A 16,342-nucleotide genomic window follows, 5' to 3' on the forward strand; every position below is an offset into this window, starting at 1 on the left:
CTTGCCGTTGCCGAGCCACACATGACTACTGAAACTGCCAATGCCCAGATCGACTGGGATGACCAAGGTCGCCCCCATTCACGGGTGTTTGATGACGTGTATTTTTCGGACAAGTCGGGGCTTGAAGAAACCCGCTATGTCTTTATCGAACAGAACGCCCTTGCAGAGCGTTTCGCCGCCCTGCCCGCTGACGGCCATCTGGTTATTGGCGAAACCGGTTTCGGCACCGGGCTGAATTTTTTGTGCGCGTGGCAGCTGTTCGAGCAACATGCCCACCCCGATGCGCGCCTGCAGTTCATCAGCGTCGAAAAATACCCGCTGACCCGCAACGACCTGCAACGCGCGCTGGCCCTGTGGCCGGAGCTGACGCCCCTCAGCGAACAATTGCTGGCCGTGTATTTTGCAATCCATCCGGGCTTTCAGACCCTGACCCTGGCCGATGGCCGGGTCACGCTCACGTTATTGATCGGCGATGCACTTGAACAGTTGCCGCAACTCGACGCCAAAGTTGATGCATGGTTTCTAGACGGTTTTGCCCCGGCGAAAAACCCCGACATGTGGACCCCGGAACTGTTCGCGCAATTGGCACGCCTGGCGGCACCCGATTCGACAATCAGCACATTCACCAGCACCGGCTGGGTACGCCGCGCACTGAATGACGCCGGATTCAAGATGCGCCGCACGCCAGGCATAGGCCATAAGTGGGAAATCCTGCGCGGCACCTTTGTCGGCTTGCCGGACACCGCTTCAACAGCACCCACAGTCAAACCCTGGTTTGCCCGCCCGCCCCGGGTCAAAGGCCCGCGTACAGCACTGGTCATCGGTGGCGGCCTGTCGGGTTGCGCCAGCGCCAATAGCCTGGCCCGCCGCGGCTGGACGGTGATATTGCTGGAGCGCCACGAAAGACTGGCCAAGGAAGCGTCGGGCAACCCGCAAGGCGTTCTGTACCTCAAGCTCTCGGCACACGGTACGACTTTGTCGCAGATGATCGTCAGCGGCTTTGGCTACACCCGTCGTCTGCTGGAACACCTGCAGCGCGGGCGCGACTGGGATGATTGCGGGGTCCTGCAATTGGCTTTCAACGCCAAGGAAGCCGCACGACAGGCCCAACTGGCCGCAGCCTTTCCCCCGGCGCTGGTGCATCTGCTTGACCAACCCCAGGCACAAGCCCTGGCCGGGATCGAACTGGCCCACGGCGGCCTGTTCTACCCCGAAGGCGGCTGGGTTCACCCTCCAGCGCTTTGCCACTACCAGGCCTTGCACCCCAAGGTTCGGGTGCTGACCCACCATGACGTTTTGCAACTGCACAAGGTCAATGACCAATGGCAGGCGTGCCATAACGACCAGGTACTGGCCAGCGCTCCGGTTGTCATTCTGGCTGGCGCTGCCGAGGTCAAGCGCTTCCCGGCCAGCAGCGGCCTGCCACTCAAACGGATTCGCGGGCAAATCACTCAACTGGTAGAAACCCCTGCCAGCGCCGTATTGAAAACCGTAGTGTGTGCCGAGGGCTATGTGGCTCCTGGCCGCCTCGGTGAGCACACGCTGGGCGCCAGCTTCGACTTTGATAACGAAGACCTGACCACCACCCCGCAGGGGCATCAAGGTAACCTCGAGCTGCTCGAGGAAATCTCACCGGACCTGGCCCATCGGCTCGGTGACGAACAACTCAACCCTGACACCCTGAGTGGATGGGCAGCGTTCCGCTGCACCAGCCCGGACTACTTGCCAATTGTAGGCCCGCTCGCAGATCCGGAGCAGTTCGCCAGCGCCTATGGCGTGTTGCGCAAGGATGCCCGACAGGTGCCTGACGTCCCCTGCCCGTGGCTTGATGGCTTGTACGTCAACAGCGGCCACGGCTCTCGCGGGCTCATCACCGCACCCCTGTCTGGCGAAATACTCGCCGCCTGGATCAACGATGAACCCCTGCCCGTATCCAGAGCAGTGGCCGAAGCCTGCCTGCCGAACCGGTTCGGGCTGCGGGCCCTGATCAAAGGGCTGTAGAGGGCGACCCCTCAAGGGACTTGGGCGCCAGCAGCGCCTCGGTCTTTTGCAGGCTCCAGACATCGACAGCCGCGTCCATCTGATGGCGAACTTCGCTGACCTCGCGCAGATAGCGCTCACTGTTCATTTCTGGAGATCTTTTAAGCAAGTTGCTTAACGCCTCGAAGTACGGCTCGGTCAGCGCGCCATATTGCGTCCTGTGGGTACGTATCAAGTACTCCCGCCAAAACTGGCGGGTGCTGATAAAGATGTTCAGCGAGGCCGTTTTCTCGGCCTTTTCGACTTCCAGCCGCGCAATGTCCAGATCTGCCTGAGTCACCCCGGCCAGTGATTTAAACGCCATGCTTTCAGGTTGCCCCGGCAGCTCAAGGGCTCGCGCCAGGCCCACACGGTAAGCCAGGTGCATCTCAAGCTCGTCCGGTGCCGGGCCTGCCCCCTCAAGGCGTAACAAAAAGTGCTCGTGGGCGATTCTGGCGAGCCTGTCGAGCCTGAAAAGCCCTTTGCCCAGAGTCAGCAGTTGCTGCTTCTGAGGCGAGCCCGCGCCTGAAAGCCCGGACAGTTCCATTTGCACTTCCATCTCGCTGAACGTAAAAGCCACACTGTCTGTACAGCTACGCGGCGAAGCCGCAATATCCAGCACATCACGGCGCAAGGAGGAGCTCTCGTTGGCCGCTTCAATCATTTCCCAGACACGTCGGCTGAAATCCTGACGCACTTCATGGGCGTCCGCAGTCGATGTCAAACGGCTGAGCACCGTAAAAAAATCGTCTGAAGCCGCATCGGCTCGCAAGCTGTTCCATAACAGCTCTCTTCTTCGCAATTCCTGAGCGGTAATACCCGCCGTCCAGAACTCGAACGCCGCCGCCTCGCTCATCAACTGTTCGCTGTTGATGCCCATGCTGCTGCCACCCTGCATGGCATAGCGGGCCAGACGCAGGCGGCTGGTGGCGGACAACGGGTTGCCGGCCAGGGAAATATTGCGCGTCACAGTGGGTGAGGCCTGATAGACATGTTCAGGTATGTCGATAATACGGTTTTCCCGCAGATCGGCCGACTCAAGAAACGGGCGGGATATCAGGTCTTGCGGCCATTGGTCGATCCAGGTACGACGCAAATAGACCCGACGCAAAAAACCCAGATTACTGAGGCTAAGGTTCGGACCCAGCAGGTTGTCATTGAGGTTGAGCACTTGCAGCTTGCCCAGCGAGTTCAATACCGACAGGTTGCCCGGGTTCAGATACAACAGGTTACGGGCCAGGGACAAACGCTGCAGATTGGGCATGCGCTCCAACTGCCTGGGCAGGTTGACCATGCGATTGTTATCCATTTCAAGGGCAACCAGCCCGCTGAAATGTTCAAGGAATGCATTGGCCGTGTCCCGGCAATTCATGTTGCTGAGTTTCAATTCCCGCACATGGCTGAAGTCGGCAATGGCTGGCAGATCCGGAAAGTTGCCCAATCGAAAGCCGTCCAGGCTCAGGCTGTGCAACTCTTCGTTGTGAGCCCAGGGAATATGAGCGGGGTTTTTACGCCAGCAACGCTCAATCAGCCCTGCAGCCTGATATCGGTTCTCGGGGTAGTCATATAGGGTATCGGTCGGAACAACTTCACCCGGAGTGGCATCGATCCAGGCTTGCAGGCTCGTTAGCAAGGCCCTTCTCTCGCGCTTGCGCTCACGCAGGATATTGAGCGGTTCAAGCCCCCGCTCGACCAGGGTGTCGAGGTATTCAATGACTTGCTCATCTTCAAAGTCGGAGTAAATCCTGCGCACACGGCGCTGCAATTCCCAGGAGTGCTCACCGGATGTCATTCCGCACAGGGGGTAGCCCACCTGACCATCTGCCAGGGTAATCGGCGGTTTGAACCCCGGTTTGATCGGCTGTATGCGCAACACCTGGGCGGACTCCTGACGGGCATTGGCCGCCCGCTTTGCCAGGGCCGCATTGAACGCCGGGGCATCCGTGTTTGCAGCAAAGCCCATGGCATCGCGCTCAAGATCGGTCAGGGATTCAAACACGGCAGTGGATAATGGCAGAGGACCGCCAGGCTCAAGCAAATGGACATGACCGCGTGGCCGGTAACGCTCGTAGCCCCGCAGCGTTTTGACCAGCACGTGCGGTGGGGTCGTCTGTACGCCGCCCCAATAATGAGTCATGGCGCCTGAAATCGAATCTTCGCGAATCTCCAGCGCCTTGTCAGCAGGCCAGCCGGGCAGTTGATCCAGATAATGCAAGGCCAGCCGCTCAGTGTCGTCATTGGCCTGATGCTCAAGATAAAAGCCTTCGATCGCCCGGTTTATCCTGGCCTCACGCAGGTGCATGCGCGCCAGCTCGGCCAGTTCCAGCGGCACTCTGCCCCTGCGCAAATGTTCAAGCTGCGGATTACTGGCCGACTCAACCAACGCTTGCGCTACCGTACGGGGCAACCCCGGAAAGTCACGTTCGATGGGCAAGGCTTCTGCCGCAGACGAGATATTGAAAAGCCCATACAACCTCTCGAAGACCTGACGTTTGTTATCCCGCGCATGACTGCCCAATACCAGGGCCAGTCTGCGGGCCAGTGCCCCCGGAGCAGGCAGGTCATTGCCCAGCAGTTCCCTGACCTGTGAGTCGGACAAGGCCGCAAGAACAGCATCCAGCAACTTGCCTTGCTCAACGACAGAGCTTGTCAGGTTGATATGGGACGTAGCCGGCCACATCACACTGGCATAGTGCGCAAGGCGGTTTCCCGTATCGTCGGCAACCGTCAACACCTTGCCCGCTGGCCATTTCGGCAATGCCGGCAAGAGCTGTAATTGCAGCTCGCTCCAGCGCCGGGAGGCATACTGGTCGGTACTCATCTGTGCGACAAAGGTGTCGATAAGCTGGTTGATTTCAAAACGCTTGAGGCTGACTTTCAGCAAGGAAGGCGGCGCCAGACTTTCCAGATGCATGCGGCGCAGGACGCCCGGTGCCGTGTCAGTCAGTTCCCGAATCCGTTCCAGTGTCTGCCTGTCCAGTGCTGCTGTTGCCGATCCCAAACGGCCCAGCAGCGTCGCACTGTCTTGCCACTCCAGTGGCCGCTCATGGGCATGCTGCCAGGCCCCTTCGTTGTTATGTAGCAAGGCAGGCCTGAAAGCATCGGCCCTGCGCGGATGAGGTATGCGCCATTGCCTGCGCTCGCTGTCGAATTCGACAGGATAGTGCTTGCCGTCCACGTCTACATACTGCCTGCCATGAAGGCTGAGTAAACCTTGGGCATCAGCTGTATAGCGATGCTCGCCCATTACTTTATGCTCGTAGTGCTGCAGGTTTTTATTCCATAACCGGGTGGTGCCATCATCACGACTGACGGGTTGAAAGCCTTCAAAGTGCGCCCGGGTGGCTGCGCTCAAACGACTGGCAGCGGCTTTGACAGCTCCCAGCCCGACCACTACCCCTGCGTTGACGGCCAGATCCGTGGCGACATTGAGCAAGTGCTCGCGAGCATGGTCAACATCGCCCTGGGCCCAGTCTTCCACCCCCTCATAGACTTCTTTGAGCATCTCCCCAATGGCCACCGCCAGCATCAGATCGCCCAGCACCGGCACAAAAAGGGCCGCGACGTTTACCAGAAACAACCCTGCCGTTTTGTACATCTGCCAGCGCTCTTCGCGTTCGCGCTCGTCCAGCACGCCGGTGGGCACGGCCAGTTGCCGGGCATCGGCAAACATGTTCCTGAGCTGCACCGTGCACAGGTAATGCGCTGCGCTGATGGTCAGAGGGGTTGCGGTAAGGGCCAGATGCTCGGGCCTGCCAGCGACCTTTTGCATAAACAGCGGCCGTACATTCAAGGCGGTGAAGCGGGAGAAAAACCTGGCATACGCCGGATCCAGCAGGCGATGCTTCAACTCATCGGTGAATACCTGCAATGAACTGAACTCGAACAAGGGTGCCCGCGGGTCATTGGGGATATAGGCAATCAAGCGGTTGCCGGGGTGCAACAACAAGGTGTCGGAAGAGAAGACCACCACCCCGTCAATTTCCGTGTCCAGTATCGACAAGGAACTTGGCACCATCGGCTTGCCGTCCAGTTGCACCCCGTGCACCTGGGCAGTACTGGCGGGCAGAGCCAGGGCGGCAAGCAGTGTGGTATAGGCTGCCTGACTGATTTGTTTCTTGAGGTAGGCGACATGCGCGTCGACCGCCATGTCATGGGTTTTTAAAAGCCTGAGGTTCGACTCTGTCGCCAAATGCCTGGGCCCGGGAGTTCCCGACGCCGTAACGCCCAAAGCATGCTCCAGATACTGTTGATACTTGAGCCCCAGATCCAGCCTGCGGCATAGCGCGGCAAAGTGGCAGGGCTCGAGAGGGCTGATCTGCTGAGGATGGCCACCGTAGCGGATATGGCTTTGCGGATTAAAGCCGTTTGCAAGGGCCTCGTCGGCCGAAAAATTCTGCAGGGCTGCCCACAGCAGGGTTTTCGGCTCGTCATGCACCAGGTAATGGCGAACGGAACTGAACAACGTGATATTGGGGATCAGGTGAACATGCACCACCGCCAGATAGTCACGGTGAATATTCAGTGACGACCCGAACTCACGCCTGACCTCGGCTGCCAGCAATGCCCCGCAGTACACCTCGACACTTTGCAGCTCACCGAACTTCTTGCCGACCAGGCCATGATAGAAACGGCTACTGGCCATGGATGCATTCATGGCCGCAATGACCTGTGGATCAGCGCCCAACAACCATTTGGGCATATGGCTGTGGACCAGCTCCAGGGGTTCCAGGTCACTGAGCGTGGTATCGCGAGCATCCAGCGGGGGCATATGGCGGGGCATATCCGGTCTTCTGCAGGTCAGAGAGCGCCTAACCTAACGTGGCGTCGCAGGGGATGTGACATAGATAAATAGTGCTCTTCAGCCAAAACCCTGCTGGCCTCCCAAGCCCCGACAAAACAACCACTTGTAACTTTTATTGAACGATCCGGGCACAGGTCACTCGATAAAACACGGTCATTTATGCCGGAGCGAGTGCCTTGTGCCTTGCACCGCAAGGGCTGGCGATGCAGTCAAAAACTGCATCGCCCTTTAAAACCGGGCCCAAAGCGCTACCAGGCGTCCTGCAAAGACGCTGAATCATCCCTGTAGCACCACATGCCGAAAGACCAAGGATTTACACACCATGTGCGGATTAGCTGGCGAGTTACGTTTTGATCAACACCCTGCCGACCTGGCAGCCATCGAACGCATCACCCACCACCTTGCACCACGTGGCCCCGATGCCTGGGGTTTTCACAGCCAGGGGCCGATAGCCCTGGGCCATCGCCGCCTGAAAATCATGGATTTGTCGGATGGTTCAGCCCAACCGATGATCGACAGCCAGCTGGGTTTGTCGCTGGCCTTCAACGGCGCGATCTATAACTTCCCCGAGCTGCGCGCCGAGCTTGAAGCCCTGGGCTACAGCTTTTATTCGGGTGGCGATACCGAAGTACTGCTCAAGGGCTATCACGCCTGGGGCGAAGCGCTGCTGCCCAAGCTCAATGGCATGTTTGCCTTTGCCATCTGGGAACGCGATGCCCAGCGCCTGTTTCTGGCCCGCGATCGTCTGGGGGTCAAGCCGCTGTATCTGTCGCGTACCGGTGAGCGCTTGCGCTTTGCCTCGACCCTGCCGGCGCTGCTCAAGGGCGGTGATATCAGCCCCATGCTCGACCCGGTGGCGCTTAATCACTACCTGAATTTTCATGCCGTTGTACCAGCACCACGCACGCTGATTGCCGGTATCGAAAAGCTGCCACCCGCGACCTGGTTGCGTATTGACGCCAATGGCCACACCGAGCAAAAAACCTGGTGGACCCTGCCCTACGGCCCGCGTGCCGATGAAGTCAATCTGACCCTGGAAGATTGGCGCGATCGTGTCCTCGACAGCACCCGCGAAGCCGTGGCTATCCGCCAACGGGCGGCGGTGGATGTCGGCGTGCTGCTCTCTGGCGGTGTCGACTCCAGTTTGTTGGTGGGGTTGTTGCGCGATGTGGGCGTACAGGATCTGTCGACTTTCTCCATCGGCTTTGAGGACGCAGGCGGCGAGCGCGGGGATGAATTCCAGTATTCGGATTTGATTGCCCGGCATTACGGTACGCGCCATCACCAACTGCGCATTGGCGAGCACGAAATCATCGAGCAACTGCCAGCGGCCTTCCGCGCCATGAGCGAGCCGATGGTCAGTCATGACTGCATCGCCTTTTATCTGTTGTCGCGTGAAGTGGCCAAGCATTGCAAGGTGGTGCAAAGCGGCCAGGGCGCTGACGAACTGTTTGCCGGCTATCACTGGTATCCACAAGTAGATGGCGCCAGCGATCCTTATGCCGCGTACCGCGAAGCCTTTTTCGACCGCAGTTACGACGAGTACAAGGCCACCGTCCAGCCACAATGGCTGACAGCCAATGACGCCGCTGGCGACTTTGTGCGTGAGCATTTCGCACAGCCGGGGGCCCAGGCCGGGGTGGACAAGGCCTTGCGCCTGGACAGCACCGTGATGCTGGTGGATGACCCGGTCAAACGGGTGGACAACATGACCATGGCCTGGGGCCTGGAAGCCCGCACGCCGTTTCTCGATTACCGCCTGGCCGAGCTGTCAGCGCGGATTCCAGCGCGCTTCAAACTGCCCGACGGCGGTAAGCAGGTACTCAAGGAAGCCGCACGACTGGTGATCCCCAGCGAAGTCATCGACCGCAAAAAAGGCTATTTCCCGGTGCCGGGGCTCAAGCACTTGCAGGGCAACACCCTCAACTGGGTGCGCGACCTGCTGCTGGACCCGAGCCAGGATCGCGGCCTGTTCCAGCCAGCCATGCTTGACCAGTTGCTGACCAACCCGCAAAGCCAGCTGACCCCCCTCAACGGCTCCAAGCTGTGGCAACTGGCCGCCCTGAACCTGTGGCTGAGCGAACAAGGAATCTGATCGATGAAACCTCTCGCTACGGCTTATAGCCAGCGTTTACTGCGTGGCCAGACGCCTTCCTATGAACGCCTGCAAGCCCGCTTTGCCGAAGACGGCAGCGAACTGAATGCCTGCCCCGTGGCCGTACACTGCGGCTGGGGCCGGCTGTTGATCGGGCATACCTTTCCCGATCCCGTCACCCTGGCCGAAGAGCTGCTCAACGAGCAGCCCGGCGAGCGCGATATTGCCCTGTATGTCGCCGCGCCCCAGCAGGTGCTGGCGCAGTCGCCGCAACAACTGTTTCTCGACCCCTCGGATACGCTGCGCCTGTGGTTTACCGATTACCGCCAGGCCACCCGCGTGTTTCGCGGCTTCCGTATCCGCCGCGCACAAAGCGAGGCGGACTGGAACGCGATCAACACCCTGTACCTGTCACGCTCCATGCTGCCCATCGACCCGACCCTGCTGACCTCGCGCCACGACGGCGGCCCGGTGTACTGGATGGCCGAAGACGAGGACAGCGGCGCGGTGATCGGCAGTGTCATGGGCTTGAACCATCACACCGCATTCAACGACCCCGAAAACGGCAGCAGCCTCTGGTGCCTGGCGGTCGACCCGCTCTGTTCACGCCCGGGAGTGGGTGAAGTGCTGGTGCGGCATTTGGTCGAGCACTTTATGAGCCGCGGCCTGAGCTATCTCGACCTGTCGGTGCTGCATGACAATGCCCAGGCCAAGAACCTGTATGCCAAACTGGGGTTTCGCACCCTGTCGACCTTTGCCATCAAGCGCAAGAACGGCATCAACCAGCCGCTGTTTCTGGGGCCTGGCCCCGAGGTCGGACTCAACCCCTATGCCAGCATCCTCGTTGAAGAAGCCTACAAACGTGGCATCGACGTGCAAATTGACGACGCGGCCGCCGGCCTGTTCACCCTTAGCCACGGCGGGCGACGGATTCGTTGCCGCGAGTCCCTCAGCGACCTGACCAGCGCCATCAGCATGAGCCTGTGCCAGGACAAGTGCCTGACCCACAAGGTGCTCAGCCAGGCCGGCCTGAACGTGCCGACCCAGCAACTGGCGGGCAATGCCGATGACAACCTGGCGTTTGTCGAAGAGCACGGCCGGGTGGTGGTCAAACCGGTGGATGGCGAGCAAGGCAATGGCGTAGCGGTGGACCTGGACAGCATCGAACAGGTGCAACAGGCCATCGAGGCAGCGCGGGCGTTCGACAGCCGGGTGCTGCTCGAGAGCTTTCACGAAGGCCTCGACCTGCGCATCCTGGTGATCGGCTTTGAAGTGGTGGCTGCCGCCATCCGCCGTCCCGCGCAAGTAATCGGCGACGGTCAGCACCGCATTCAGCGCCTGATCGAGGCGCAAAGCCGCCGACGCCAGGCCGCCACCGGTGGCGAAAGCCGAATCCCGCTGGACGCTGAAACCCTACGCACCGTGCAGGCCGCAGGCTATGACTACGACAGCATCCTGCCTGCCGGGCAAGTACTGGCCGTGCGCCGCACCGCCAACCTGCACACCGGCGGCTGCCTGGAAGACGTCACCGCCGTGCTGCACCCGGTGCTGGCCGACGCCGCCATTCGCGCAGCCCGGGCCCTGGATATTCCGGTGGTGGGGCTCGACCTGATGGTGCCCGCCGCCGACCAACCCGACTATGTATTTATTGAAGCCAACGAACGCGCCGGGCTGGCCAACCATGAACCACAGCCCACCGCCGAGCGCTTTATCGATCTGTTGTTTCCCCACAGTCAGCCTGCTCAATAGCTGACCGGCCCTCAGGAGTTTTTATGAACCGCAGCCTCCCTGAACCCGACCTCGACTACCTGCAACGGGTATTGCTGGAAATGCTCGCCATTCCCAGCCCCACCGGTTTTACCGACACCATCGTGCGCTATGTCGCCGAACGCCTCGACGAATTGGGGATCCCTTTTGAACTGACCCGCCGCGGCACCTTGCGCGCCACCCTCAAGGGCCAGAAAAACAGCCCGGACCGCGCCGTGTCCGCGCATCTGGATACGATTGGCGCCAGCGTGCGGGCGATCAAGGACAACGGCCGGCTGGTGCTGGCACCTGTTGGTTGCTGGTCGAGCCGGTTTGCCGAAGGCAGCCGCGTCAGCCTGTTTACCGACAACGGCGTGATCCGTGGCAGTGTCCTGCCATTAATGGCTTCTGGCCATGCCTTCAATACCGGCGTGGATGAACTGCCGATCAGTTGGGACCATATCGAGTTGCGCCTGGATGCCTACTGCGCCACCCGCGCGGATTGCGATTCCCTGGGGGTCAATATTGGTGACTTCGTAGCGTTCGACCCACTGCCGGAATTTACCGAAAGTGGCCATATCAGTGCGCGGCATCTGGATGACAAGGCGGGTGTGGCGGCCCTGCTCGCCGCCCTGAAAGCCATTGTCGACAGTGGCGAACAGCCCCTTATCGACTGTCATCCGCTGTTTACCATCACCGAAGAAATCGGCAATGGTGCGGCAGCGGCCTTGCCGTGGGATGTGAGCGAGTTTGTCGGGATTGATATTGCTCCGGTGGCTCCGGGCCAACATTCCAGCGAGCATGCGGTCAGTGTGGCGATGCAGGATTCGGGCGGCCCCTATGACTATCACCTGTCGCGGCATTTGCTGGGGCTGGCCAGTGACAATGAGTTGCCGGTGCGCCGGGACATGTTCCGTTATTACTTCAGCGATGCTCATTCGGCCTTGACGGCGGGGCATGATATTCGCTGTGCGTTACTGGCGTTTGGCTGTGATGCCACCCACGGGTATGAGCGCACCCATATTGATAGCCTGGCGGCGTTGAGTCGTTTGCTGGGTGCCTACATCCTCAGCCCGCCGGTGTTTGCCAGCGATGCCCAGCCGGCGCAGGGCTCACTGGACCGCTTCAGCCATCAGATCGAACATGATGCGCAGATGGAAAGCGATACGCGAGTGCCGTCGGTAGAGAGTCTGGTGGGGGAAAATCGGAGCTGAAGCAAAGCCCTAACCCTCTCCCAGAGGGAGAGGGTTGGGGTGAGGGCAGACGTCAGACCTGAGCCTGAGCCCCTTCAAACCATGCCAGTTTCTCACGCAGCAAAACCACTTCGCCCACGATCACCAGCGTAGGCGCATGCACTTCATGCTCCGCCACCAATGTCGGCAAGTCGGCCAGGGTACCGGTAAACACGCGCTGGTTGGACGTAGTGCCCTGCTGAATCAACGCAGCCGGGGTATCTGCCGAACGACCATGCTTGATCAACTGCTCGCAGATGATCGGCAAGCCCACCAGGCCCATGTAGAACACCAGAGTTTGCGCCGGAGCAACCAGGTCGCTCCAGGGCAGGTTGCTGGTGCCGTCTTTCAGGTGGCCGGTAACAAAGCGCACAGACTGCGCGTAGTCGCGATGGGTCAACGGAATACCGGCATACGCCGCGCAACCACTGGCGGCGGTAATACCCGGCACCACCTGGAACGGAATCCCGTGGGCGGCCAGCTCTTCGATTTCTTCACCGCCACGGCCAAAGATGAACGGATCGCCACCTTTGAGCCGCACCACGCGCTTGCCCTGCTTGGCCAGGTCGACCAGTTGCTGGTTGATCTGGTCTTGTGGCACCGCATGCTCAGCGCGACGCTTGCCCACATAAATACGTTCGGCATCGCGACGGCACAGTTCAAGAATCGCCGGGGCCACCAGACGGTCGTAGAGCACCACGTCTGCCTGTTGCATCAGGCGCAGTGCACGGAAGGTCAGCAGATCGGGATCACCCGGCCCGGCACCCACCAGATACACCTCACCGGTGGTTTCGACGGCCTGACCTTCAATCTTGGCCAGCAGCAAGCGCTCGGCTTCAGCGCCCTGCCCGGCCAGCAAACGATCGGCAATCGGGCCCTGGAACACATCTTCCCAAAACCCGCGACGCTGCTGCACATCCGGAAACAAGCCTTTGACCCGGCTACGGAAGCGCGCCGCAAGGCCCGCCAACTGGCCGTAGGTCGACGGAATCCAGGTTTCGATCTTGGCCCGGATCAACCGCGCCAGCACGGGCGCATCACCACCACTTGAAATGGCAATTACCAGCGGCGAACGGTCGACAATCGCCGGGAAGATCACGCTGCACAAGGCGGGCGCGTCGACCACGTTGACCGGTACGCAACGGCGATGGGCGTCGGCGGAAACCTGAGCGTTAAGTGGCTCATCGTCGGTGGCGGCGATGATCAGGACGCACCCTTCAAGGTCGGCCTCGGCATATCCGCGCAGCACCTGTTCGCCACCGCTGCTGTTTATCAACTCGCACAACTGTGGCTCCATGGCGGGTGCGACCACCCGCAGCACGGCACCGGCATCGGCCAGCAGGCGGGATTTGCGCAAGGCAATCTCCCCACCGCCAACCACCAGTACACGGCTGCCACGCAGGTTATGAAACAGCGGCAGAAACTCCATTTAGCCGATGACCTCAATACCGCCCATGTAAGGCTTGAGCACGTCCGGCACACGGATCGAACCGTCAGCCTGCTGGTAGTTTTCCAGCACGGCTACCAGGGTGCGGCCTACCGCCAGACCGGAACCGTTAAGGGTGTGTACCAGTTCCGGCTTGCCGGTTTCCGGGTTACGGAAACGCGCCTGCATGCGACGGGCCTGGAAATCACCGCAGTTGGAGCACGACGAAATTTCGCGGTACTTGTCCTGGCTCGGGACCCACACTTCCAGATCGTAGGTTTTAACTGCGCTGAAACCCATGTCACCGGTGCACAGCGCCAGGGTGCGGTAAGGCAGTTGCAGCAGTTGCAGAACCTTCTCGGCATTGCCGACCAGGCCTTCAAGGGCGTCCATCGAGGTGGACGGTTCAACGATCTGGACCATCTCGACCTTGTCGAACTGGTGCTGACGGATCATGCCGCGGGTATCGCGCCCCGATGCACCGGCCTCGCTGCGGAAGCACGGCGTGTGCGCCACCAGCTTGATCGGCAGGGCCTTGTGTTCAACGATTTCGCCGGCAACGATATTGGTCAGGGTGACCTCAGCGGTCGGGATCAGGTAGAAATCGGCTTCGCCTTCACGGCTGATCTTGAACAGCTCTTCTTCGAACTTTGGCAACTGGCCAGTGCCTTGCAGCGCCGGGGCCTGTACCAGATAAGGCGTGTAGGCCTCTTCGTAGCCATGCTCACCGGTGTGCAGGTTGATCATGAACTGTGCCAGAGCACGATGCAGACGGGCAATCGGGCCGCGCAGCAAGGCAAAACGGGCACCGGACAGTTTGGCGGCGGTTTCAAAGTCCAGCCAGCCGTGCTGCTCGCCCAGGGCGACATGGTCCTTGATCTCGAAATCAAAGGCAGTCGGGGTGCCCCAGCGACGGATTTCGACGTTGCCGTCTTCGTCAGCGCCTACCGGCACGGACGCATCCGGCAGGTTCGGCAGGCCCAGCAGGATGGCGTCCAGCTCAGTCTGGATGGCTTCCAGTTCAACCTTGCCATTGGCCAGGTCGCTGCCCATGGTCTCGACGCTGGCCATCAGTGGCGCGATATCTTCACCGCGAGCCTTGGCCTGGCCAATGCTTTTGGAGATGGCATTGCGCTCGGCCTGCAGCTTCTCGGTCAGGGTCTGGACTTCTTTACGCTTGGCTTCCAGCGCGTCAATGCGCGCCACGTCCAGCTTGAAGCCACGGGATGCCAGGCGATCCGCTACGTCCTGCAGGTTGCTACGTAACAGTTTGGAATCAAGCATGTCGGTTTCTCGTTTATCAAAGTTTGGTCAAGGACAGGCCAGCCCAGGTTGCGAGCAGCCCGCCGAATACGCTGAGGGCCGCATAGCCCAATGCCAGTGGCACCTGCCCGCTTTCCAGCAGGCGCACCGTATCCAGTGAAAAGGATGAAAAAGTGGTCAAGCCACCCAGGAAACCGACCATCAGCCCGGCGCGGACTTCAATCGGTACTTCCGGGCGTATCAGAAAAAGTCCGTACAGGACGCCAATCAGCAGGCAGCCCACGATATTAACGGCCAATGTCGCGGTATAAAAGTGCCGCGGCCAATTGGCGTTGATCCAGTTACCCGTAGCGAAGCGCAACAATGTACCTGCAATGCCACCCACCGAGACCGCTGCAATCAATGGAATCACGGTTTTCTCCGCTGTTTGGGGCTGGCCCGGTCCAGTGCGGCGAGGTATTTCAACTTTTCGCCGATTTTGAGCTCAAGGCCCCGTGGTACCGGCTGATACAGGTTCAAGGGTTCAAGTTCGTCCGGGTAATAGTCTTCCCCGGCCGCGTACGCGTCAGGCTCGTCATGGGCATAGCGATACTCGTCGCCATAACCCAGTTGCTTCATCAGCTTGGTCGGCGCATTGCGTAAATGCAGCGGCACTTCCAGCGAGCCGTGTTCTGCCGCGCTGCGCAGTGCGGCCTTGAAACCCATGTACACCGCGTTGCTTTTCGGTGCGCAGGCCAGGTAAGTGATGGCCTGGGCCACTGCCAGTTCGCCTTCCGGGCTGCCGAGCCGCTCTTGCACATCCCAGGCCGACAGGCACAGGCTCAGAGCTCGCGGGTCGGCGTTGCCGATATCCTCACTGGCCATGCGTACCACGCGCCGGGCGATGTAAAGCGGATCGCAGCCGCCGTCGATCATGCGTGCAAACCAGTACAGGGCACCGTCAGGATTCGAGCCGCGCACCGACTTGTGCAAGGCAGAGATCTGGTCATAAAAGGCTTCGCCGCCTTTGTCGAAACGACGCTGGGTATCACCCAGCAGGTTGTGCAGCAGCTCGGTGCCGATTTCGCTGTGGTCTTCGGCGAGGTCCGAAGCGTTTTCCAGCAGATTGAGCATGCGCCGGCCATCGCCGTCAGTCGCCCGCAGCAAAATCTGAAAGCTTTCTTCGCCAAGGGTCAGGCCGCGCTTGCCCAGGCCCTTGTCTTCGGTCAGCGCACGCTGCACCAGCTTGCGTAGCGCCGCTTCGTCCAGGCTTTTGAGCACATAGACCCGCGCCCGCGAGAGCAAGGCGTTGTTCAGTTCGAACGAGGGGTTTTCCGTGGTGGCACCGATAAAGATCAGGGTGCCATCTTCGACGTAGGGCAAAAAGGCATCTTGCTGCGACTTGTTGAAGCGATGCACTTCGTCGACAAACAGGATGGTGCGGCGCCCATACTGGCCCGCCTGCTGCTTGGCGATTTCGACGGCCTGGCGAATCTCCTTGACCCCGGCCAAGACCGCCGAGACCGTTTCAAAGTGGGCATCCGAGACTTCCGCCAGCAGCCGCGCCAGGGTGGTCTTGCCCACGCCCGGCGGGCCCCAGAAGATCATGGAGTGCAGTGCACCCTGCTCCAGTGCCTCACGCAAGGGCTTGCCGCGGGCGAGCAGGTGCTGCTGGCCGACATACTCGTCCAGGTTGGCCGCACGCAAACGGGCAGCCAGTGGCTGGGCTATCGGGGCACTTCGAAACAGATCCATGGGCAGCGTTTGAAACCTCTTCC

The 16,342-nt window shown here is 60.5% G+C and carries 9 protein-coding genes; 4 read left to right on the plus strand and 5 right to left on the minus strand.

All coding sequences use genetic code 11. The features are described 5' to 3' along the window. Positions 1–21 precede the first annotated feature (21 nt). A complete protein-coding gene (mnmC, locus tag QN377_RS01360) occupies positions 22–2,001 on the plus strand; it encodes a bifunctional tRNA (5-methylaminomethyl-2-thiouridine)(34)-methyltransferase MnmD/FAD-dependent 5-carboxymethylaminomethyl-2-thiouridine(34) oxidoreductase MnmC (RefSeq protein ID WP_322213223.1) in 1,980 nt (659 codons plus the stop codon). Here the strand turns inward: mnmC and QN377_RS01365 are convergent. Further along, positions 1,988–6,802, minus strand: coding sequence for an NEL-type E3 ubiquitin ligase domain-containing protein (locus tag QN377_RS01365; protein WP_130871747.1), 4,815 nt, complete (start codon positions 6,800–6,802; stop codon positions 1,988–1,990). The two genes, mnmC and QN377_RS01365, sit on opposite strands and share 14 nt — an antisense overlap. Before the next feature lie 343 nt (positions 6,803–7,145). Here QN377_RS01365 and QN377_RS01370 point away from each other — a divergent pair, with 343 nt between their 5' ends. From QN377_RS01370 to QN377_RS01380, 3 genes are read left to right on the plus strand one after another with little or no spacing between them, the layout of a single operon-like run. Next, positions 7,146–8,918, plus strand: coding sequence for an N-acetylglutaminylglutamine amidotransferase (locus QN377_RS01370; protein WP_095019129.1), 1,773 nt, complete (start codon positions 7,146–7,148; stop codon positions 8,916–8,918). Between the two features lie 3 nt (positions 8,919–8,921). Then, complete coding sequence (gene ngg, locus QN377_RS01375) at positions 8,922–10,667, plus strand: N-acetylglutaminylglutamine synthetase (protein ID WP_095020248.1); 1,746 nt, start codon at positions 8,922–8,924, stop codon at positions 10,665–10,667. Positions 10,668–10,690: 23 nt separating this feature from the next. Further along, a complete protein-coding gene (locus tag QN377_RS01380) occupies positions 10,691–11,878 on the plus strand; it encodes an osmoprotectant NAGGN system M42 family peptidase (protein WP_322213226.1) in 1,188 nt (395 codons plus the stop codon). 52 nt (positions 11,879–11,930) lie between these two features. Here QN377_RS01380 and cysG read toward each other — a convergent pair whose 3' ends face one another. Genes cysG through QN377_RS01400 form a run of 4 tightly spaced genes read right to left on the minus strand, consistent with a single transcriptional unit; the run spans position 11,931 to position 16,319 of the window. Continuing rightward, positions 11,931–13,325, minus strand: a complete 1,395-nt coding sequence (gene cysG / locus QN377_RS01385; protein ID WP_095003283.1) for a siroheme synthase CysG — start codon at positions 13,323–13,325, stop codon at positions 11,931–11,933. Beyond that, positions 13,326–14,606, minus strand: a complete 1,281-nt coding sequence (gene serS / locus QN377_RS01390) for a serine--tRNA ligase (protein WP_130871748.1) — start codon at positions 14,604–14,606, stop codon at positions 13,326–13,328. Positions 14,607–14,622: 16 nt separating this feature from the next. Beyond that, positions 14,623–14,997: a fluoride efflux transporter CrcB gene (gene crcB, locus QN377_RS01395; protein WP_095003285.1), complete on the minus strand. Its 375-nt coding sequence runs from the start codon at positions 14,995–14,997 to the stop codon at positions 14,623–14,625. Next, on the minus strand, positions 14,994–16,319 hold the full coding sequence (locus tag QN377_RS01400) for a replication-associated recombination protein A (protein WP_095019126.1): 1,326 nt from the start codon (positions 16,317–16,319) through the stop codon (positions 14,994–14,996). Before QN377_RS01400 ends, crcB begins: the two co-directional genes overlap by 4 nt. Between the last annotated feature and the right edge of the window lie 23 nt (positions 16,320–16,342).

The sequence above is a fragment of the Pseudomonas sp. CCC4.1 genome (genome assembly GCF_035019225.1).
Lineage (GTDB): Bacteria > Pseudomonadota > Gammaproteobacteria > Pseudomonadales > Pseudomonadaceae > Aquipseudomonas > Aquipseudomonas bubulae.